The following is a 20,644-nucleotide window of genomic DNA, read 5'->3' on the forward strand; positions in this document are numbered from 1 at the left end:
GCCCGGATAACGTTTTTAATTATAGGGTAGACGGCCTTACAATTCAATGCGCTTGTCGATTGAGGGAGATATATGCAGCAAAAGACCCGCACCTGCTGATTGTGGCAGGAAGCGGGTCTTGACGGATGAAGCTTACTCCGTCTAATGATTCAACCGGTAATACAGGTCATTCCAGCGCAGCTCATTTTCGAGTGAGGTAAAGGTACTGGAGGCGTCGATGACGAGACACTCGATTCCTGCCATGCGCGCCCAATCCCGGAGCTGTTCACTTGTTGTATGGAAGGAAAAGGCGAAGTGATGTGCACCCCCGGCCAGAATCCAGGCTTCCGATGCACGGGTCAAGGACGGCTCCGGCTGCCAGAGGAGACGCGCTACCGGCAGATGAGGCATTCTATGTTCATTCTGTACGGCATTCACTTCATTGACGATCAGGCGGAACCGGTCGCCCATATCCACCAGTGTGGCATTGATTCCTTTGCCGCTGGCTCCGTTAAATATTAGACGCGCAGGAGCTTCCTTGCCGCCGACAAACAAGGGATGCACTTCAATCCTTGGTCTGTCCGCAGCCAGGGACGGGCAGATCTCCAGCATATGGGAACCCAGTACCAGTTCATTGCCCTTTTGCAGATGATACGTATAATCCTCCATGAAAGAAGTCCCTTGATTACCGGCCATAATCTTCATCATCCGTACCAGCGCGGCCGTCTTCCAGTCGCCTTCACCGCCGAAGCCGTAGCCTGCCGCCATCAGCCGCTGAGCCGCCAGCCCCGGCAATTGCTTCAATCCATGCAGGTCCTGGAAGCTGGTCACGAACGCTGTATACCTGCCCTCCTCCAAAAATTCGCTCAGCGCAATCTCCATCCGCGCCTGTTCACGAATGGCTTCCCGTTCAGCGCCATCGGCGCGACCCTGATCCGTAAAGTCATATAATTCGGCGTATTCATCCATCAGCGTACGCAGCTTGGCATCACTTACACTCCGAACCCGTTCAGCCAAATCGCCGGCCGGATAACCGTTGACCGTCCACCCCAGCTTAATTTGCGCCTCCACCTTATCGCCTTCCGTCACCGCGACATCACGCATATTGTCACCGAACCTGGCGATTCTCATCGTCTGGCTCCCGGTATAGCCCGCCGCCGTCTTCATCCACCCTCCGATTCTTGCACGTACCTCTTCATCCTTCCAGTGGCCTGCAATAATCTTTCTGGGCATGCGCAGGCGGGCGCCGATGAACCCGAACTCACGGTCACCGTGCGCCGCCTGGTTCAAGTTCATAAATTCCATATCAATACTGTCCCAGGGAATCTCAATATTGTATTGGGTGTGCAGATGGAGCAGCGGCTTGCGCAGCTGGGCCAGCCCCGAGATCCACATTTTGGCCGGCGAGAAGGTGTGCATCCAGGTAATCACCCCTGCGCAGGTCCCGCTGGAATTGGCTTCAAGGCAAACCCGCAGAATCGCTTCCGGGGCCGTGACGGTTTCGCGGAACTCAATCGGATACGGAAGGCCTCCTTCGCGGTTTAGCTCCTCCACCATTTTCCTGGAATTCTCTTCTACTTGCGCAAGTACATCCTCTCCGTACAAACCTTGGCTCCCTGTTACAAACCAGAATACATATGGCTTAGCTTGCAGCATATCTAATTCCTCCGTTAGTTCAGTTCGTTTTGAATTTCATTTCAATCCCGTAATGAACGACTTCTCCAGGCTCCAGCAGTTGCAGCGAATCTGCTTCGCGTTCTTCCGCTCTCCCCCGTGTCCAGCAATTGGACGGCTCAAGTCCCAGCACATGTTCACCTGCTCCGGGCATTCTCCACTGCACCAGTCGGGGCAGCGTCCGCTGATCCCACTTCAGCTCTACCGTCAGCCCTCCCGCAGATGAGGATAAGCCGGGTACAGGAAAAGAAGGGCTGCTGATTTGTGCGCAAATGTACGTTTGCCGTTCCAATGGCTCATGGTAATACACTTGTTCCTTAAAACTCTGATCCGGCGCCTGCCATTCATCTATCCGCGACATCTCCATGCTGCCGTCTCGCGGAACACTGTTACTCTCCGGCAAGATGATCCTGGTATCCTCCGCAAGCAAAGGAAAACCAAAGTTGAAATGATACAGCATCAGATGCGGGGCAGGTGTGAACCCTGTATTCTCCACAATATCGCTAAGCTGCAAGCTGTTCTCTCCAAGCCTGCTTGTAATCGTGCGGGTCAACCGCAGCTTATGTCCAAAAATAGATGTTTCCTCTACGACTCCCCGCAGGCGCAATTCATATTCATTGCCTTGCCATTCCGCCTGATACGAGGCCTGGCGTGCCGGCGTATGGTGGATTTGTCCATGCAATCCATAAGCTCCGTATTCGTCCTGGCCAGCTGCACCTGCTTGTGATAATCCGCAAGTCATCAGCAACCCGCCGGAAGCCGTGTGTAGCCAGTGATTCCCCTCATCCCTGAAATAAGCGGCATGGGGATCGCCGTTGGCGGCAGACCAGCTAACCGGAATCCCGCAAAATTCAGCCAAAGAGATATCCATTCCCTTGCCGGGATGCACCCAATAGGAGAGGCCAGAGCCGGTCCGCACACGGAACACTTCCTGACCGGCCTCCGGCCCTTCTCTCATTACAAAGGGCTGCACTCCCGCAAGCTGCTCTATCCGGCCAACTCTGGCCTCCAGCTCGCGCCGGGTCCATTCTCTGCCATAAAGTCTTGCCATACCACCATTCCTCCTGCACCCGGGAAGGCAAGCCTCAGGCTTGTCCGGCACTCCCGAAAATTCTCATCGTGCGCACAATATCCTGCTGCACTGCTTCCATAGCCCATCTGGATATGTCATGATAATAGCTTTTGTGCTGCTGCGCGCTGTTGGCCGCCAATTTTGCCTGGAGGGTATTGGCCACTTCATGCGCCATATTGGAATAATAGTTAAGCTTGCGGATGCCGCACTGTATGGAAGTTACATAGGCGGCTTCATCCAGTCCAGACCCGCCATGCATCACCAGCGGCAGGCCGGTAAGCTCTTTGATGAGCTTCAACCGCTCAAAATCCAGAACCGGTTCTGTCAGATAAACACCGTGCGCGGTCCCGTAAGCAACGGCGAGCGCATCGACATCGGTATGTGCAATAAAGGTTTGTGCCTCTTGGGGATTGGTGTAAACATCGTCCGGATCATACTCTTCTATCTCTTCCTCGTCTCCGCCGCCTTCCGGACGCAGAATCTTGCCAAGCTCAGCCTCTACTGAAACGCCGAGCGCCTTGGCGATTTTGCTGATCTCATTGGTCTGGCGGATATTCTCCTCCAGCGGCAGATGCGCACCGTCGAACATCACTGACGAGAACCCGAGCTGCATCGCCCGGATCAGAATTTCGTGATCCTGGCCGTGGTCCAGGTGTACTGCAACGGGAACCCGCGCTTGCCTCGCAGCTGCCAGTATAATAGGAGCGATCACCTCCAGCGGAACAAGCGGAATATGTACTTCCGCAAAGGACAGAATGACCGGTGAGCGCGCCTCCTCAGCCCCGGCAATGATTCCCCGGATCATCTCCAAATTAATCACATTGTACGCGCCGACGGCATAACGTTTGGCTTCGGCATCCTTCATTAACTCTTTCAGGGTCACTAATGGCATTCTTCAGCATCTCCTATGGGTTCGACATGACGTTATTCACTGCTTGATACAGCCGTTTATATTTGGCGTAATTCTCGTCATAGTGCCTGCGGTTCTCCGGGCGGGGATAGAAGGTAGTGCCCGCCTTCACCAGACAGCGGGCAGCTTCTGCATAGGAAGGGAACACTCCCAGCGCCACCCCGGCCAGAATCACCGCTCCGAGAATACCTGCCTCTTCGATATCAAGGGCGATGACGGCCCTGTTCATGATGTCCGCCTTGATTTGCAGCCACAGGGCGGACTTGGCACCGCCGCCGCAGGCTTTTAGTTCCCTGATACTCATACCCGCCTGCTCCAGGCAATCCAGATTGAGCCTCATCTCATAGGTGACGCCTTCCATCAAGGCTCTGTACAGTTCACCCTTCGTGGTGTTGAAATTCAAGCCCGCGATGACCCCAACCGCAGCCGGATTCATGTATGGAGTGCCTGAGCCGGCAAAATGCGGAAGTACCAAGATGTCCGTAGGACCTTCTCCGGCGCTCTCGCCCATAATCTCATAGACACTCCGGCCGGACTCATCTGCCGCACATTTCTCTTCATAACCGAACTGGTCCCTGTACCACTTGAGCAGGGAGCCTCCGGTGAAATTAAAGGCATAGGTGGTATAACTCCCCTGGATATAAGGAACCAGTGCCAGCTTGCTGGCAGCAAGCGCCTTGTCATTGACCCGCATTTTATGGAAGACCGGCGTGATGCACTCTACGGTACCGATGCCGTCCACCGCCGAGCCTTCTTCCGTAATTCCCGCGCCTATGGTGGCACATACCTGGTCATGTCCGCCGAGCACCAGCTGGAGGTGCACAGGCAGCCCCAGCGCCTCAGCCGCTGCGGGTGAAATCCGGCCGATCCGTGATCCAAGCTCCAGCGCCTGGGGAAATATCCCGCTCCTTAAGCCTGACGCCCGGATAATATTTTCATCCCACTCAAGCCGGTGGACATCAAAGGCCATCGTTCTGGACGCCAGTGAATAGTCGATTACCGGTCCTGCACCCAGCTTATAGAGAATAAATGATCCAAACGGCAGAAAGGTATGAAGCCGCTCATAAATGTCCGGCCGCTCTTCCCTGTACCACATCAATTTGGAGAGGGTGTACATCGGATGGGGATGAAGACCCGTCTTGCCAATGATATTCTCTTCTCCGATATGCTCCACCAAAACCTCCAGTTGCTCGCTTCCCCGCTTGTCAATATACAGCAGGCTGTTGCCAAGCACGCATCCCCCGCTGTCGAGTAGAACGGCAGCCTCCCCAAAGGAAGAAACGGACAGGCCGGCAAGCATGGCAGGCGGCCTGTCATACTTGTTCATTGCGGAACTTATCACAGCTGTAACCGCTTCCCACACCCGCTGCGGATTCAGCTCATAACAGCCGCTTTCCGGCGATTCCATGGGATATTCCCTGTATGCCTGGGCCAGCACCTCGCCCGTTGGAGCCATGATGAGGCATTTCGTGCCTGTTGACCCGATATCCAGGCCTATGAGATCGACGGCCATGTCCCCGATTCAGCCCCTCTCCCCATCCGGGACGTATTTCACACCGGCTAGATTATAGCGCTCAGAGATTTTCTTCTGATCCTCTATGCTCAGACCACCTGCTTGAGTTACCTGTATCCGGGCAAAAGGCAGGCTCTCAGTAATCACCGCATAGCTGACTGCATCATCACATAAAAGCGAGCATTCCCCTGCTTCCGCACCGTACAGAACAGGCTCTACATTAAAAACGGTGTCGTCCCGGACACACAGAACGGGCTCTGCCCAAGGAATCAGCGCGCCGCGCTTGATATATAGAGGCACTTCATCCTCTGCAACCTGGCGCGAAACCCATTGTCCGCCGCTCAGCCACTCCCCGGTCAGCCATTCGTACCAGCGTCCTTCGGGCAAGTAAATTTGACGGGTGCTGCCGTTGCCGTAGACCACAGGAGCAGCCATCAGATCGTCTCCCACCATGAACTGGTCGAAGCAATCCAGCACCTCAGGGTCAGCGGGGTAATCCATCACTAAGGGACGTATAGGCGGTACCCCCTGCTGGCGGTATCTGCCAAATGCGGCGTACAGGTACGGAATGAGACTCATCCTGATTTGCATAAGCTTTCTGCATTGCTGCGCCAGCTGCGGCCAATCCTCCAGCCATTCACCGGCATGGTTCTTGTCATGATCGAATTGTTTCCATGGCGGCGAAGGAATCATATAACAGTTAAGCACCGCCAGAGGCGAGAAAATCACAGCGCCAATCCGGCGCAGCAGCTCCTCCCTCGTAGCTGTCTGGCGGACCTCCGGCGACCAGAGGAGACCTGAGAAGGACGCTGTGGCCAGCCCCCGTACGAAGTCTTCATGGTCGTACAGGTCGCTGTACAGTACATAAGGATAGGGCGCCGCGAGCGCGTGGGAAGCGCGCACCTGTCCATAGGTCCGGCGGTCCGCTGCCTTGAACGGGGCGAGCATCGTCTGCTGATAGAGCTGGCCGAATAAGCTGTGCATCTGCTCACCGTCCGCGCCTCCCGGAAAACGGGCGAAATCAGGAAATCCCCAGTTGCCGATATAATCGCCATTGTCGCATTCATCCAGCTTGAAGCCTGACAACCCGGCCTCAATGAAGGGCTGATGGATGTCCGTGAAGGCTTTCCGGGCCTCAGCTTGCGTGAAATCCGGCACCAGACCGTCCCATACATAGCTGTCGGCCGAATAAGGCTTCAGCTCCGGGAAGACAGGGCTATCAGGATGCACATACGCATGCTCCCACAGATTGAGCCGGTACCCCATGCCATTAAGATCCTGGATCAGCTTTTTCTCATCCGGAAATCTGCTGCTGTCCCACACATAGGTACAGGAGTAGGCGTTCGTCTGCCAGCCGGGCTCCAGGCCAAACATGTCGCAGGGCATTTCATCTTCTCTGATCTGCCGGGCCAGCTGCAGGACATCCTCCTGATCCGCATGCCAGTCGGCACGGTACATCATACCCAATCCCCACATCGGCGGTAACGCCCCGCCGCCGCTGAACAGATTATAGCGGCAGACCGCGTCCTTCATATCCCCGCCGCAAAACACATAAATATCTACTCCTTGCGCCGCAGGGATGTCCACCAGCATATTGCCGCTTCCTTTTTTCACTTCCCAGTGGCCCTTCTCGGTGCCTGCCGATTCGAAGCCTTCCAGATCCTGCTTGCTGCCAACTCTCTTGCACCCTCCGCTGAAAAAGGTGGCGTACCGGGCTGTATCCACCAGAATTCCATAACCGGCAGTGCTTACATAAAAGGGAACCGGCGCATGGGAATCGCCCAGATCCGCAGAGGGGTCGGAATTCGTGCGCAGCTTCTTCTTGCTGCCGCTCTGCCTGAACGATTTAAGCTGCAGGCCGAGGCCGTATACCTCCTCTTCCGGCTCCAAGGGAATCTCCAGCAATACGGAGCCCTGGCGCGGTTGAAATTGAATGTCCTCCCTAAGAAAGGGAAGCGGATGATCTTCAAGCGCATTCAGCGCTTCGAGGCATGTGACAGGCTTCAATACTGATACCGGTGTAAATTCTTCGGGTGTTCCGAAGGTCAGCTTAAAGATTCCGCTGGCAATTTTCTGCATAATCCACTTCTCCTACTGTAAATAGTTTTTGGAACTATCCCTTCACGCTTCCCAGGACGAGACCAGACACGAAATAACGCTGTAAAAAAGGGTATACACACAAGATGGGCAACGTGGCCAGAATGATCTGCGCGCTCTTGGTCGTGCGCGGTGAGATGCTGGCCAGGAGTGCGGCATCCTCAGACCTCACATTGCTGAAATCGAAGCTGACAATAATGGAGCGCAAATAGGTGGCGAGCGGATAGTTCTCGGTCTGGTTCATGAAGATCATTCCGTCAAACCAGCTATTCCAATGCCCTACCATAGCCAGCAGCAGGATGGTCGCAAAGGCAGGCAACGACAGCGGGAAATATAACCGCCACAGGATGGTCCAGTGTCCGGCTCCATCTATGCGGAAGGACTCATCCAGTTCCCGGGGCAATCCTCTGAAGAAATTGATCATCAGAACGATGTTGAAGACCGCCAGGGCTGTCGGCAGAACCAGTACCAGCATGGTATCCAGCATGTGGAGGGATTTCACCTGCATGTACAGGGGAACAATGCCGCCGCTGAACAGGATGGTGAACATGAAAAACCATACATAAAACGTCCGCATGCTGAAATCCCTGTTCTCCCTGGAAAGGGGATAAGCCGAAATAAAGGTAACCAGCATCTGCAGGGCGCTGCCGATAAGCACCCGGATCACAGCCACGCCCAAGGATCTTAGAAATTCCGGACGGGTAGCGATAAATTTATAAGCGTCCAGTGAAAAGTCCGACGGAAAAAACCGTACCTTCCCCATCGCCACCGCCGAGGCGGAGCTGAAGGAAATGGCTAACGTATTGACAATCGGCGCAATGCAGAGGATTCCCAAGAGAATGAGAAATACTGTGTTGAATACTGCGAACACGGTGCTGCCGTTCAAACGATATTTCACCCTTGCTCCCCCTTTCAGAAAATGCGGTAATCGGCAAACTTATAAGCCATATAGTATGAAACTGAAATCAGCACTCCGGACACCAGCGATTTAAACAGTCCTACAGCAGTCGCTACACTGTACTGTGCCTGATTGAACGCCAGCCGGTAGACCAGTGTATCCAGAATATCGCCGGAATCGACAACCAGCGGATTGAGCAGCATAAATACCTGCTCAAACCCGGCGTTCAGGACATTGCCCAGACTGAGCGTAGCCAGCAGAATGATCGTGGGCCGGATGCCGGGCAGCGTAACATGCCAGATCTGCCGCCAGCGGCTGGCTCCGTCAATCATGGCCGCTTCATATAAATCGGGATTGATGGAGGTTAGCGCAGCCATATAAATAATCGTATTGAAGCCAAAGTTCTTCCACACTTCAGTAGTGACCAGTACACCGGGGAACATCCGGTTGCTGGACAGGAAGCCCACCGGCTCTCCCCCAAAGGCCTGGATGAGGCTGTTAATCACCCCCTCCAGACTGAGGACATCCAGAATGATGCCGCCGAGCACCACCCAGGATAGGAAATAAGGCAGGTACATCGCAGTTTGCAGCACCCTTTTCAACCTATGGCTGCGCATTTCGTTCAGCAACAGGGCAACCACAATGGGCACAAGCAATGAAAATACGATTTTTAAAATGGAGATATAGATCGTGTTATACATGACTTGCCCGAAGCGGGGCATGGAAATAATATATTTGAAATTGTCCATCCCGACCCACGGACCCGCAAGCCAGCCCTTGAACACGCTAAAGTTCTGGAAGGCCATGACAATCCCCATCATCGGAATATAGCAGAATAGAACGGCCAGAATAATTCCCGGTATCAAGAACAGATGGTACGGTAATTCATGTCTGAAGCGGCTCTTCAGGTGCAAAGCTCTCACAATAGGCTACCCCTTTCATCACAAGCTGGCGTTGATCTCGTCCAGAATCTGCTGGCCGCCCAGCTTGTGCCACTCGGATACGAAGGTATCGAAGGCGTCAATAGGCTCCGCACCCATGATGATCTTCGTGAAAATTTCACGTTCATAATCGCCCAGAATGCCCATCTTGTTCAGCATCGTTTCCGTGGTGCCTCCATAAGCCTGGGGAATCAGACGATCCGTGCCATAGCCCTCCACAATCGTTTTGAAGGCTTTGACCTGGTGATACTCCATATAGCCGGTCCCCTTGCCGTCCAGATAAGCTACACTCGGTTCGTATTTCCCCGTCTCGGTCAGCGCCTGATCCAGCTTGCTGGGATCGCGCTTCTCGATGGCTTCGATCAGGTATTCCAAAGATTTCACGGTGGCATCATCGGTCGTAAGGGTCCGGGCCAGAGACAAGTGCCCCTGTTCCACAATGGTCTGCCCTTTTTCGAAAGCAAAGAATTTCTTGACCTCGGGATCATTCCGGTTCGGACCATAAGCCATCTCGTTGTAATCATTCAATAATTGGACCAGGATCTCCGGATGCTTGTAATCTTTGTTCACGGCATAGTAGCTCACCACGGTTGTACCTACATTGGCGAACACATCCTGCCCGTCGGCGCTCGGGGCCGCCACTGGAGTCCAGACCATATCCGGCTGGCCCTCCAGGCCCGTACCGTACATGTATACATTCCAGCAGCGTCCATAGCTGATGCCATATTTACCGCCGCTGACCTCCTCCGTCACCTTGGTCGTATCCTTCATGCCGAACTCCGGATCAATCAGGCCGGCCTGATACATTTCTCTGAGCTTCGCTAAGGCATTCTTCATTTCAGGCTGCACACTGCCGTAGGTGATCTTGCCGTCATCTCCTTTGAGCCAGCTCTGCGGATAGGCATGATAGCCGTTGAAGAATCCGGTGGTGGAGGTAATCCCGTCGAATAGCCAGTTGCTGAATGCCAGCCCGCCGGTATCGTCGATGCCGTTGCCGTCCGGGTCCTGCTCCTTGAAGGCCTTGGCCACCGCAATCACATCGTCGATGGTCTTCGGCACAGGCAGGTTCAGCTTATCCAGCCAGTCCTGCCGCACCCACAGCAGGCTGGGTTCATAGATGACCGAGGTCGTGTAAGGCAAGGCCATGAGCTTGCCGTCGAAGGTGGCCGAATCCATCGCCAGGCCGCCGTCACCGGTGAGAATCTCTTTGGTCAAATCAGAAGCATGCTCCTCGAAAACATCAGTCAGATCCGCTGTCATCCCGGCCTTTACCATGGTCTCCAGCTGGTTGGTTGAAGCTTCGATGACGATATCCGGAATTGATCCCGAGGCAATGACGATATTCAGCTTCTCATTGTATTCATTCTGCAGAGCGGTCCATTCGTGTATGACATTCAGATTGAATTTGTCTGCATAATGCCGGTACCAGATGTTGTTCGCAAAATCATCCCCTGCGGGATACCCCCACGTGGGCAGGGAATAACGGCCTACCCGCAGGTCAATGGGTTGCTTCGGATCGGCACTGGAACTGGCAGTGTCTTTGGTATTAGTATTGGATGGTGAGCTGCAGGCTGTCAGGGCCAAAAGAACGGTGCTAATAGATAAAGCGGCAATTTTTCTCATGATTTTGCTTCCCCCTCATATTCGGTTTCTGCATGATCTCTTTATTGCACAATCAGAGCCGGCTGGCCCCAGAAGGCCCTGTCATATCCGTAGTCGCCCAAAGAATCAGTGATCAGGGTGATAATGACCGAAGTTCCGGCATATTCGGCCAGCGGGATACTGAACGGCGTCCAGGCCCCGCCCGGCATGATATCCTGCGACCACTGTACCGTTCCGTTCACCGCTATGCGGAAGCCGGCGCCCTGGGAGTCATCCGATCCGTCCTTAATGCCGGCGAATCCCTGCAGTACAGCCTGCGTGTCTGCGGGCAAATTCAAGGCATATTCAATATGCGTCTGCCCGTGCTGCGGCGGGTGGGCATCCAACCCCTGCTTCTCAATGCCGAGTACAGAGCCGCTTCCCGGGAATCCGCCGAACGGAGACTGGGCTTGCCCTTCGCTTCCATCCTCAAACACCAGGCTCGAATGATATGGAGCTCCGGGTAACGATAACGGCAGCTGCACAGGAGCAGACACGTTGTGAAGCAGATATACCGTACCCGAGGCAGGTGCTGTAATTTCGTAGTGATTGTTACCTAGACTTACAGATGAGGCTGCTCCGTAGCTGGATTGCACCACAGTTAAGGGCAGCGGGCTGTTCACCTTGAAGCTTACGCTGCGGTTGCCGCCGTAAGTTGCAACGGCTACCGTAGGTGCCACCCATACGGCAGAATCGTTGTCCACCGTTACTCCAGGATGCGTCTCCAGCCTGAGGGTTACTTCTTTGCCTGCTAATTCCGACAAATCCAGTTCCATGGCTGTAGGTGAGGCACTTCTGCTGAACTGCTCTTCACTCAGCACCGTACGGTCCCCGGGCGCTTCTGCCTTATCCCAAGCGGATACCTTGAAGGTGACACCGTCACTGCTCGCGACGTTCTGCTCGGAGCCCAGCTGTACACCGGCTTGAAAGCTCGCAGCCGCTGCTGCGGGCAGACTGATGTCAAATTCCAGCCAGGTATGCCCGCCTTGCCACTGTCCTGCATAAGGCGGATGGGCCAGAATCCGGTCGCCCCAGTGCTGCACAGTTCCTCCTCCGGGGAAGGAGTAGGAGAATCCGCCCGTGGTAGGGAACGGGGCTGCGGTCGTATGGACAGTACCGTCTCCCAGGACCTCTCCTGCTCTCACCGGTCCTTCGTAATTCAGCAGATCTATATCCCCGGACTGAAGCTTGTCGTCCATAACGATGGTGGTGTGGGTGGACCGGCTGGACAGCCGTTTTAGCGCCACATCCTCCGGCCACTCATAGACATGGAATCCCTCGGGATCGCGGACCTGGTTCAAATACAGATACGTTTTGTCCGGGTCCAGCCCGAACAGCTTCTGTTCATCATAGAGCAGCCACCCCGGAATGCTTCCGGGCAACGTATAGGTCTCTGCCCCGTACAAATAACGCATGATGTCGGTGCCCCCGCCGGAAGGGTTCCCGTCGTAGGCGGTCAGCTTCTCGCCATAGGAATCGCGCACATATTTGGCACTGCCGCCATTAGCTGTCCTGAAAGCAAACAAAGTGGGATCTGACATATTGCTGAAATCAGCTGTAGGCTGTGCACTCTGGTACCAGCCCGCTTCATCCAGCAATTGTTCCATCAGCGGGGTAGGATTGGCGATCTGGCCCAGATTGGGTCTTGTCAGCATCGGAATAGCCCCGAGCCGGTTCTGAACAACCTTATGCCAGGCCATGAAATAATCCTCCGTGATCGGATTCGCATGATCGGGATGACCGTAAATGGTCGTATATGGGGCAAAAATCGCTGAGCTGGCCGGAACCACCTGATTGATTTTGCTGTCATCCCACGTTCCGCTCGCGGAGAAAATGCCATAGGCATGGCGCTGCGCAAAGGACTCATACCGTGTCGTGATTTCGTTCAGGCTCTCCCCGCCCAAGGCGATATCCGGCAGCGCTTCTCTAAGCTCGCGGTGCAGGGCGATATTGCCTTGCATCATGTTGTTGCCGTCAATCAGGCCGTTGGCATCGTTATACATGAGCAGCGACTGGTCCAGGTGCAGCGCGTCCGGTCCGACCTCATTCACCAGGGCAGTCATCTTGTTAACGAAGAGTTCCCGCCATGCCTCCGCCGCCGGATTAATAACGGCGAATGAAATCTGTTCCGAGCCTGCGGTATACTCCCAGCGCTTCCGCTCCAGCGTGAACGGATCTTTCACCTGATAGGGCTGCATCTGTGTGTAATTCTCGTTGTTAAATGATGTTCCGAATATGTTTACATACAGCATCACGCGGAATCCCAGCGCCTGGGCGGCATCGATCCTGGCTGCGATATCCGGCTTAGGCTCATAATTGGGAAAATTCACATCATAGGGGTCCGCCCTCCAGCCAGGAACCACCAGCAGTGTCCGCTCTGCATCTACCCGCTGTGCAAGCTCCTCCAGCATCGGCTGGTCTTCCAGATCCGTCAGCACCGTGAATCCGATATCCTTGGCCCAATCCGGTGCGTTCGCGGAGGATTCAGACAACCCGAAGGCACCATCTGCCCAATCCCGGTACATCGCCGATCCGTTTGCCCAGTCACCGGCGTAGGCTTTAAGCCGCCAATCGGTGGATGCCGCCTTAGTCGTCTGCTGAAATGGAGCGGGCGCTTGCGTCTCTATCCCTACATAGAAGCTGCCGTTCTCATGCTTCACATGCAATGTTTTGAAGTACGCCGCATTGTCATCCGCATGAACCAGCAGCCCGCCATCCGCCCCCTGCACAAGAAACATCTGTGCCTCCCAGACATCGGGGTAGGTGAACTGGGAGAAGCCATAGGCGGCGTCCGGTGATTCGGCAGTGAGCCGGATCCCGCCCAGTGCGGGAATAATCAGATCATACGTATCCGGGATAATGAATCCCCATTGCACGCCCGATATGCCGGGCTGCTGAGTCTGCGCATACTGGCTGACAGTCAATGTACCATCATATTTACGGGCAACCGTCGTCTCCAGTTCAGCCAGCGAAGAACCTGAGCCCCAGGTGTGTTCATAAGTGACATGCCCCTTCTTCGCGGACACGGCGGAAGCTGCTGCATCATTCCACAGATTGTTCTGCGCCAGATGGCGGATACCGGTCAGCTTGCCTTCGTTGCCGCGGGCCAGAGTTATCGTTCCATAGGTGAAGTCGATGGCTGCTGTGCCGGAATCAATCGTCACCTTCACATTAGCTGTATCTGCAAAACTAAGACCCGGCAGACTGCCACACAAAAGGATACACGCCACACATACCATCACTGTTCTTCTGACAACATTGATCATTACCTATCCCCTCTCTTCATCCGGATTGGAATGGACCTACATTGCAAACTGCCTGGTAATGAATTCCGCACTCCCCTCACTCACGAACAGCCCCATCCCTCCTTGCTGGAAATCGTACAGCCGCGTGCTTAACGCGAGTTCTTCGTTTACATAGACTACGCATACCTGATCCTCCAGATATATGCTTAACGAGCAGGCGGTTCCGGGCAGCAATTGCAGCGGCCGCTCCATGCCGACGGCGTAGGGGACATCTCCCTTCCTCGGCCACTGGTCAACGACAATCCGGTTCCGGCCCGGCTCCAGCCGGATCATATACCCCTGCCCGAACTCCTGATCGGTCCGCAGAACAATGCCGCAGCCCCGGGTGCCGGGAGCGAACGTTACCGTTACCTCCAGCTTGCAGGGGCCGTCCGGTAATACCCCTGCATAGGCACCGGCGAAGGAATCGGCTGCCGTAACCGCGGCCGTGCTGCCGCTGAACTTCCAGCGTCCGAGCACTTCGGTGAAGGATAAAGCGCTTTCCTCACTGAACGCAGCATTCAGGGTATCCGGCGCTTTTACAAGCAGTGCACCGTCCGCGCCCTGGACTATCTCATGCACAACCAGATGCCCGCCCCATTGCCAGGTGCCCCCGTCATGCTCGCCTTCCCGTGTCGGGTTCCATCCGAATGCATAACGCCGCTCACCGTCAGTCCAGGTCTTGGCGGCATAGAATGCCCGCGTATCAAGTGCATCGTTCTCGGGCGCCAGCCAAGGCCCCTGCAGTGAGCGGCTCATCCGGTAATGCGTGACCGTACGGTCCGAGAATGTCGAGTACAGAAGGTACCACCAGTCCCCCATCCGGAACAGATCCGGGCATTCGTGAGTCGTATACAAGTAGGGAGCCCAGAACGGATCGCGTACCTCCCAGCCGGTCAAGTCCTTGGAGGCGCATAGGGCTACGCAGCCGCGGCGACCCGCGGGACCTTCCTTCAACCGGGCGGCAAGCAGCATCCAATATTCCCCCGCCTCCTCGTTCCAGAACACAAACGGATCACGCCAGTCATGCTCCTCGTAGCCCTCCGTTGGTGCATAGAAGGCATCCTCCGGCCGTTTCTCCCAATGTACAAAATCGCTGCTGACCGCATGCATCACTGCCTGCTGCGCCTTGCCCTCCGCCGGATAATGAAAATTGTTGCCGGTATAGAAAATATGATAAAGTCCGTCTTTCTTCAGCACGCATCCCGTATAGATATACAGGTCCTGCTCGGATACCCCGCCCCTCGGCAGAACCTCTCCGTATTCCTTGTAGTGAATAAAATCCTGGGTCCCCAGCAGAAACCAGGGTGTACCTTCACCGTGTCCTTCCCTGTCGCGCCAATCTTTCAGATACAGCAGCTTGAACTCGCCGTCTTCATAGAACGGGATAACGTCGGCCAGCCAGCCGTCTTCAGGCTTGTAGAATAATTTGCTCATGCTGCTCGTTCACTCTCCTCCATACGGTTCATTAATTTCTTCCAGGATCGCCTTACCGCCAAGCCGGTTCCAATCCGTTACGAATCTATCGAATTCATCAATGGAAACCGCACCCATAATAATTTTGGTGAAGGTTTCTTTCTCGAGTCTGTCCAGCATGGCCCACTTCTCTGTCATCGTAGGGGTCTGTCCGCCGAAGGCAGTCATCAGCAGCCGGTCGCCGCTATAGTGGTCCATGGTCGTCTCGAACCCGAAGTATTGATGGGCAACGGCCCAATTGTCCATATTCCCGGTTGTTAGGTAATCAAGAGTTGGCCCGTATTTGTCGGTTTCGGTGAGCGCATCCTTCAGCAGGCTTCCATCCTCGTTCCTGATGGCCTCGCGCAGTAACGACAACGACTCTGCCACATCCTCGTTGGATACACCGGATTGGACAAAGGACAGCCTGGAGGTGTTGATCCGTCCGCCGGCTTCTTCCACGGTAATGAATTCGCCTTCGCCGCGTCTTGCGCCGTGAACCACCTCTTCATGCAGGTTCAGCATTTTCACCACAGCCTCCGGGTGCTGATAGCCTTTGCGCACTACGACATATCCGCTGGCCGAGAAGCCTACACTGGCCTTGGCCGGCACGCCATCCACAGAAGGCACTGCATACGGCTTCCACTCCATTCCGGGGTTTTGCCGTACAGCATCCAGGAATACATAGGGATTCCAGTTGGCGCCGAACGTCATGCCGAGCTTGTTCGCGGAGATATCCTCCACCACCTGGTCGCTGTCCTTGACACCGAATTCCCGGTCCAGCTGTCCGCTCCTGTACATCTCCTGAAGCTTGCCAAGCGCACGCTTCATCTCCGGCTGAATGGAACCGTACATCACTTGACCGTTCCCGTCCTTGATCCAGGTCTGGGGATAAGCGTGATACGCATTGAAGAATCCGGTAACCGAGGCAATGCCGCCATACAGGTAATTATTGATGGCCAAGCCAAAGGTATCCTGCTGGTTGTTGCCGTCGGGATCTTGCCCCGTAAATGCATCGGCAATCGCAAACACCTCCTCCAGCGTTTTGGGCTCAGGCAGACCTAATTTGTCCAGCCAGTCCGTACGCACCCACAGCAGATTGGCTTCGTAGATCGGAGCATTGACGATGGGAATGGCCAGCAGTTTGCCGTTGAACGTAGCGGAAGCCAAGGCTGCACCGCCGTCTCCCATCTGCAGTTTTTTGGTGCGGCCGGAAGCGAAGCGCTCGTATACTGCCGTCAAATCCTCCAATTGATCCGCATCCGCCAGCTGTTTGAGCTGGCCTGCCGAGACGGAGAACATCTCCGGCAGACTGCCCAATGCGATCAGGACATTCAGCTTGCGGCTGTATTCGCCCGGCAAGGCGGTCCAATCGTGTATAATTTCGATGCCCAGCAGCTTGCGGTACTCCCGGTACCAGATATTATCTTCAATGCTGTCACCGCGGGGATACGTCCAGGTCTGATCGACGGGACGCGCGATGTGAAGCTGAATCGGCGGATCGTATTGTCCAAACGGGTAGGTCTCATGTTCCGCAGAGTTCAGGCTTCTGTTCGTTCCGGGACTGCTCGCGCTCAGCAGAAGCGACAGAACGATTCCATAAGACGTCAAGACTGCTAATCTCTTTCCCTTCACTTCTTATCCCCCTAATCTTGGTGGGCCGTTCGTGAAAGTTCGCCTTATTTAGCATTATTATAGGCTCGCTTCCCCTGGACCCTCTACTCGCCGATTTTCACTTTTGATTATCCGATTTGGATAAGGTATGCCGCTCTCTGTATTCCTGGGGAGTAATACCGGTCTCCTTCTTGAAAAAGCGGTAGAAGGATTGTTCCGTCATAAAGCCGACCGCTTTCGAAATGTCCTGAACAATCAGACTGCCGCCCTCCAGCAGCTTCCGGGCTTCAGCCAATCGGGAAGAAGCCACGTAATCCGGCAACGACTGGCCCGTTAAACGCTTATACAACCGGGTCAAGTAATACGGATTGTAGCCGACGACATCACCGATCCGGGTCAGTGACAGATCACCGGCCAAATGGTGCTCCACGTACAACCGGACACGGGTAATCAAATCATGCTCGCGGTAGACATGGTCATCCTGCTTTTGTTCAAAGAGCTGCATGGCCAGCGCCGACAAATAATCTTCCGCGCTCTCCCAAGAAGGGTGGGCCTCATATCTTGTAAGCTTGTCCAAATCAATGGACTCTCCGATGACCTCATGCAGTTCCCAACGGTTCATATAAGACAGCAACAAACACATGAGCGAATAGTAGATCTCCAGCTTCAGCCGGTTGTCGGTGCCACGCGCAGTGGAGGCCAAAGCTGACAGTTTGCCGAATTCGAGAAAAAAATGCTCCTGCTGTCCGTTGTCCAAATAAGCCGCCATGGCTCCCAGCTTCCCCAATTGGCTGCTAATTTCATGATTGTGCAGCTCTGCCTGCTGCGCCTCCTCTCCAGCTTCCTTGCGCTGTTCGATCAGAACAAGCTCCTTGCCCATGCCGAGTCCCCGGCCCAGCAGCGCCTTCAGGGTGCTGAACTGCCGGGGCGCCTCGTCCCAGGGGCGAAATGCTGCACCGGCCGAGAACGACAGCCGCAGCTTCAGCAGCCGCTTGCAGCTCATGGCGATCGTCTCAAGCGTCCCATGGATGAACCGGAGCGCCCGCGCCCTGTCCTCCGGAGCGTCTGCCATAGGCTGCAGCAGCCACAGCAGCTTGTTCTTCTCATAACGCAGACTGAGGCAGCGCACGGAGGGGAGCCAATATTCTTCGGCAATATTCCGGATAGCGTACAGCATCAGCTCCCTGTCTGCTACACTAAGCTCGTCCCGCCAATCGTCCACACGCCCGATCGTGAGCAGTACGCCGCGGGCGGCATCCAGCGGACACTCCAGCTCCTGGAATTTATGTGCAAGCTGGCTTACGCCCGGGCTATCCCCCTGCATCAGCTCCAGCAAATAATCGCCCAGCAGCAGCGGACGGACAAGCTGTAGCTGCCGGTGCGCGCGCTCAATCAGCTCCTCTGCTTCCACCGCCGCATCCAATTGCGCAGCGGCCTGCTCCACAGCGTGAAGAATCGCTTCCTCGCCTTCTGTCTTCAACAGGTAGTCCACCCCGCCGCCACGCATGACTTGCTGTATATAATCAAATTCGTTATATCCGCTCAAAAAAATAATTTTGCACCACGGCCAGTGACGTCTGATTTCCTGCTGCAGCTCCAGCCCGTCCATTCCCGGCATACGGATATCGGACAATACAATATCGAACTTCATCTTTCCGAGCTGCTCCAGTGCCTCCGCAGCGGAATACGCACCGTATACCTCCAGCTCCAGCTTGTCCCAATGACCGAACAGATCAAGCAGGTTCCGTACAATCCACCGTTCATTATCGACAATCAGCAGTCTGATCATGGCTGTCTCCCTTCTTCCCGTCTTATCATTAGCAGCACCTTCAATCCGCCCAGCCCGCTGCGTGACACCTCAATTCCGAACGCCGGACCATAGTTCAACTGAAGCCGGCGGTGCACATTGAGGATTCCTGTCGTCTCCATGGCTTCTTCAGCAAGAGCCAGCGTGCTGCGCAGCGCATTCAGCTGTTCATCGTCCAGCGATTCGCCGTTGTCTTCCACCCCGATGACCAGCCGGTCCGCCTCTTCCTCCCGGAAGGTTACCCGCAGCATCCCTTCAGCCAGCTTGTTCTCCAGCCCGTGGGCATAAGCATTCTCAATTAATGGCTGGACAATGAGCCGAGGCACCATGGAAGCCTCCCACCCCTGCGGTATGGGCTCCAGTTCGGCTGTGACCGTACCGGCGAAGCGTATATTCTGAATCTCCACATAAGACCATGCGTGCTTCATCTCGGCAAGCAGACTGACCTGTTCTGCTCCACTACGTGTAATAAACTGAAAATAGCCGCTGAGATGGTGAAGCATCCGCTCAGCTACTTCATGTTCCCTCATACGAACGAGACCCTGCAGAATGAAGAAGGTGTTGTAGAAAAAATGGGGGTTAATCTGCGATTGCAATTGCTTAAGCTCGGATTGCTGGGATCTGATTCTCTGCTCATACACCTCATGAATCAACTCCTGAATCCGCTCCAGCATATGGTTGAAGTGGTTATATACATAATTGAATTCATCCTGATTGCCGTGATACAGCCTGACGCTCAGATCACCCATCTCCACTCTCCGGAAGGAAGTAATCAGCCGCCTCATCGGCTTATGAATAAACCTGTATATCCAGTAAGAGAAAACTACGGCGAGCAGCAAAGCGACCAGCGACTCTCCCCAAATCCAGTTGCGGTGCTTGTTCAGCGGCTGGAGAACCGTTTCCGCAGGGACAAACACGGCCAAAGTCGTTCCCAGCAGCGGTGAATATTCACTGGCTCCAAAATAATCAATGCCTGCTGACTCCAGCCGGTATTGGCCAGACTCGCCGCTGTCGTCGAGCAATTCTCCCCGCAGTGCTTCCCCGAACGCAGCCAGCAGCGAGCCCTCCACACCGGAGGCAATCTGCCACTGACCGCCGGTGTCCATCCATACAGCTCCTCCGCCCTCCCCCTCCGCCATGCTGGAGAGTGAGCGGAGAATCTCCGGGCGTGACAGCTCAATTTCGATGGCCAGCACAGGCGCCCGGCCGGCGTACACCGCATCGGGGTACACGCCGCTCATCAGCAGCTTCCCGCCCATGCCGAAGATCGGTGATTTCATGTGGGCCGGGTTCAGAATGTCCTCCAGTTCTTCAAGCGGCATCGCGCTGTCGAAATTGTTGGCATTGATGCTTCGGTCCAGGGAAGGAATATACAGCTTAACGTTCTCCACGAACGGACTGGAGCTTTTGAGCAAATACAATTTACTCTTGGCGGATAACAAGGCGCGGGTCCGTTCATAATCGTTCAACTGGTTCGGAACCGTCGCCAGCAAGAGCAAATCATCGTCATTGACATACTCCAGCTTCAGCCGCGTAAGACGGGTAAGCTCTGTCTCCAGCGAAGTCAGATAGAAGTGGACACGGCTGGCCATGGATTCGGATATTTGCTTCTGGACAACCTCCTGTCCGGATTGATTCATGACCAGACCCCACAGGTAGAGCGGAATAATGACAAGCAAGAAAGCCATAACAAGTTTGGGATAAATTGAAAGCGTTCTCATAAATCTGATCAACAGCATCTCTCTCCTTCCACAAGCCT

At 54.9% G+C, this 20,644-nt stretch carries 13 protein-coding genes; all 13 read right to left on the reverse strand.

Features of this window, described 5'->3' with window-relative positions; genetic code table 11:
* Positions 1–141: 141 nt before the first annotated feature.
* The 13 genes from araA to MKX51_RS26525 all read right to left on the reverse strand — a co-directional run bounded on the left by araA (position 142) and on the right by MKX51_RS26525 (position 20,525).
* Positions 142–1,635: an L-arabinose isomerase gene (gene araA / locus MKX51_RS26465; RefSeq protein WP_340994458.1), complete on the reverse strand. Its 1,494-nt coding sequence runs from the start codon at positions 1,633–1,635 to the stop codon at positions 142–144.
* A gap of 19 nt (positions 1,636–1,654) precedes the next feature.
* The gene (locus MKX51_RS26470; protein ID WP_340994459.1) at positions 1,655–2,704 is read right to left on the reverse strand and encodes an aldose 1-epimerase family protein; all 1,050 of its coding nucleotides are present in this window, start codon (positions 2,702–2,704) and stop codon (positions 1,655–1,657) included.
* A 34-nt stretch (positions 2,705–2,738) separates the two neighbouring features.
* The gene (locus MKX51_RS26475) at positions 2,739–3,617 is read right to left on the reverse strand and encodes a class II fructose-bisphosphate aldolase (protein ID WP_340994460.1); all 879 of its coding nucleotides are present in this window, start codon (positions 3,615–3,617) and stop codon (positions 2,739–2,741) included.
* A 13-nt stretch (positions 3,618–3,630) separates the two neighbouring features.
* Positions 3,631–5,148, reverse strand: coding sequence for an FGGY-family carbohydrate kinase (locus MKX51_RS26480; RefSeq protein WP_340994461.1), 1,518 nt, complete (start codon positions 5,146–5,148; stop codon positions 3,631–3,633).
* Between the two features lie 9 nt (positions 5,149–5,157).
* Complete coding sequence (locus MKX51_RS26485; RefSeq protein ID WP_340994462.1) at positions 5,158–7,227, reverse strand: TIM-barrel domain-containing protein; 2,070 nt, start codon at positions 7,225–7,227, stop codon at positions 5,158–5,160.
* Between the two features lie 34 nt (positions 7,228–7,261).
* Complete coding sequence (locus MKX51_RS26490) at positions 7,262–8,143, reverse strand: carbohydrate ABC transporter permease (RefSeq protein WP_340938047.1); 882 nt, start codon at positions 8,141–8,143, stop codon at positions 7,262–7,264.
* A gap of 14 nt (positions 8,144–8,157) precedes the next feature.
* Positions 8,158–9,066 carry an ABC transporter permease gene (locus tag MKX51_RS26495; RefSeq protein WP_340994463.1) on the reverse strand — a complete coding sequence of 303 codons (909 nt, stop codon included), beginning with the start codon at positions 9,064–9,066 and terminating at the stop codon, positions 8,158–8,160.
* An 18-nt stretch (positions 9,067–9,084) separates the two neighbouring features.
* Positions 9,085–10,707 (reverse strand): extracellular solute-binding protein, encoded by a 1,623-nt coding sequence (locus tag MKX51_RS26500; RefSeq protein ID WP_340994464.1) that lies wholly within the window; start codon positions 10,705–10,707, stop codon positions 9,085–9,087.
* 41 nt (positions 10,708–10,748) lie between these two features.
* Positions 10,749–13,991 (reverse strand): DUF6259 domain-containing protein, encoded by a 3,243-nt coding sequence (locus MKX51_RS26505; protein ID WP_340994465.1) that lies wholly within the window; start codon positions 13,989–13,991, stop codon positions 10,749–10,751.
* Between the two features lie 36 nt (positions 13,992–14,027).
* Positions 14,028–15,446, reverse strand: a complete 1,419-nt coding sequence (locus MKX51_RS26510; protein ID WP_340994466.1) for a family 43 glycosylhydrolase — start codon at positions 15,444–15,446, stop codon at positions 14,028–14,030.
* A 9-nt stretch (positions 15,447–15,455) separates the two neighbouring features.
* Positions 15,456–17,099: an extracellular solute-binding protein gene (locus tag MKX51_RS26515; RefSeq protein ID WP_340994467.1), complete on the reverse strand. Its 1,644-nt coding sequence runs from the start codon at positions 17,097–17,099 to the stop codon at positions 15,456–15,458.
* Positions 17,100–17,196: 97 nt separating this feature from the next.
* Entirely contained in the window at positions 17,197–18,867 is a 1,671-nt protein-coding gene (locus MKX51_RS26520; protein WP_340994468.1) for a response regulator transcription factor, read from the reverse strand.
* Positions 18,864–20,525, reverse strand: coding sequence for a sensor histidine kinase (locus tag MKX51_RS26525; protein ID WP_340994469.1), 1,662 nt, complete (start codon positions 20,523–20,525; stop codon positions 18,864–18,866). The genes MKX51_RS26520 and MKX51_RS26525 overlap by 4 nt, the downstream gene beginning before the upstream one ends.
* Between the last annotated feature and the right edge of the window lie 119 nt (positions 20,526–20,644).

This window comes from Paenibacillus sp. FSL M7-0420 (assembly GCF_038002345.1).
GTDB lineage: Bacteria > Bacillota > Bacilli > Paenibacillales > Paenibacillaceae > Paenibacillus_AQ.

Bases quoted from the DNA above. Each gene is read 5' to 3' on its own strand.
- MKX51_RS26505 (WP_340994465.1), bottom strand. From the start codon at position 13,991: ATGATCAATGTTGTCAGAAGAACAGTGATGGTATGTGTGGCGTGTATC.
- MKX51_RS26475 (WP_340994460.1), bottom strand. From the start codon at position 3,617: ATGCCATTAGTGACCCTGAAAGAGTTAATGAAGGATGCCGAAGCCAAA.
- MKX51_RS26510 (WP_340994466.1), bottom strand. From the start codon at position 15,446: ATGAGCAAATTATTCTACAAGCCTGAAGACGGCTGGCTGGCCGACGTT.
- MKX51_RS26485 (WP_340994462.1), bottom strand. From the start codon at position 7,227: ATGCAGAAAATTGCCAGCGGAATCTTTAAGCTGACCTTCGGAACACCC.
- MKX51_RS26470 (WP_340994459.1), bottom strand. From the start codon at position 2,704: ATGGCAAGACTTTATGGCAGAGAATGGACCCGGCGCGAGCTGGAGGCC.
- MKX51_RS26480 (WP_340994461.1), bottom strand. From the start codon at position 5,148: ATGGCCGTCGATCTCATAGGCCTGGATATCGGGTCAACAGGCACGAAA.
- MKX51_RS26525 (WP_340994469.1), bottom strand. From the start codon at position 20,525: ATGAATCAATCCGGACAGGAGGTTGTCCAGAAGCAAATATCCGAATCC.
- araA (WP_340994458.1), bottom strand. From the start codon at position 1,635: ATGCTGCAAGCTAAGCCATATGTATTCTGGTTTGTAACAGGGAGCCAA.
- MKX51_RS26520 (WP_340994468.1), bottom strand. From the start codon at position 18,867: ATGATCAGACTGCTGATTGTCGATAATGAACGGTGGATTGTACGGAAC.
- MKX51_RS26500 (WP_340994464.1), bottom strand. From the start codon at position 10,707: ATGAGAAAAATTGCCGCTTTATCTATTAGCACCGTTCTTTTGGCCCTG.